Genomic DNA, 1,124 nt, shown 5'->3' on the forward strand with positions numbered 1-1,124 from the left:
GCTTTTTAAGCTTGATTTTTCATATTTTTCAATATTTTAATCTAAATTATTGATTATTGAAGACTTTAAATTTTTCGGGAAATTAGGCTAGAGTTGCTACCGCAGCTACATATGGTGAAGAAACTGAAGTTCCATCTCTTTCTTTCACTAGTGTCTTACTATTAACACTATCATCAAGGCTCTCGTACAGACTACCTGTAAACGGAGCAACCACACAATGGTACATTGCTAGACCACATTGTTTTGAGTGGGGAGAGATATAAACGTTTTTATCTATTAAATCCGCAGTGGTAATTTCTTGCAAATTGAGATAAAAGGTTGTTTGTTCTTTTTGCGTAGGGTCTAAGAAGATCTCGATCCCGCTACGAACCCGTTGCTCAATAATATTCGAACCTACTTGAATCTCTGCTACTAAGAGATAAATCTCACGCGCCACAGAGCTTTTTTGCAGAATCTGATAGTTCTCATCAGTTGTATAAACTGTCACCCCATGGTTTTGTGGATCTTTTGTCCAAGAACGAATAGTTTCTGCCGGAGTGTTACTTACGAACATTTCGTAACGTAAGAAGTCATTGTAGCTTGCTAGATTACCTAAAGCATTAACCCATAATGGACGATTCCAATCATGAATGCCATTTTGATAAATAAGATACGGCGATCATTAGCAACTTCCTGACTATAAGTAAGATACTTATTCTCTAAAGCTTTATCACTCCACTTCAGACCGGCTTTTTCTAACTCTTCACTACCATAGCCATCAAGCACATCGTTCATTGAACGGTTAATTACGCGAATCTGGCGTTCACTAATTACTTACGCAAAATTCTGTTAAATATTACGAGTAGTTAATTTCGCACCACTATCATCAGAGAAAAGAGTGTAATCAGCAGCATATATGGTTGTCTGAAAAAATAATGTGTAGATTTTAGCCGGCGAAAAAATTCGGGCATGAAAAAAGCCATGTTGTGTTTTGTATGCTTTAAAATACAAGCATAATTCAATAAAAAAGTCAATAAGAAAACAACATGGCTACAGAAATTATAATACAGTCACTATCAACAATCGTTAATTACTGCTGTGGGCAAATAAAGCTAAAAGAAGCAGTTTATAGAGTATTAAATATT

Annotated in this window: 2 protein-coding genes; both read right to left on the bottom strand. The window is 35.4% G+C overall.

From position 1 onward, the window contains the following. Positions 1–82: 82 nt before the first annotated feature. On the bottom strand, positions 83–553 hold the full coding sequence (locus CKF58_RS07920; RefSeq protein ID WP_119532678.1) for a S8/S53 family peptidase: 471 nt from the start codon (positions 551–553) through the stop codon (positions 83–85). 38 nt (positions 554–591) lie between these two features. Further along, entirely contained in the window at positions 592–774 is a 183-nt protein-coding gene (locus CKF58_RS07925; RefSeq protein WP_119532680.1) for a hypothetical protein, read from the bottom strand. Positions 775–1,124: the final 350 nt, after the last annotated feature.

The sequence above is a fragment of the Psittacicella hinzii genome (genome assembly GCF_003585935.1).
Classification (GTDB): domain Bacteria; phylum Pseudomonadota; class Gammaproteobacteria; order Enterobacterales; family Psittacicellaceae; genus Psittacicella; species Psittacicella hinzii.

Excerpts from the sequence above, each read along its gene's own strand:
- CKF58_RS07920 (WP_119532678.1), bottom strand. The coding sequence starts at position 553 with ATGTTCGTAAGTAACACTCCGGCAGAAACTATTCGTTCTTGGACAAAA.
- CKF58_RS07925 (WP_119532680.1), bottom strand. The coding sequence starts at position 774 with ATGAACGATGTGCTTGATGGCTATGGTAGTGAAGAGTTAGAAAAAGCC.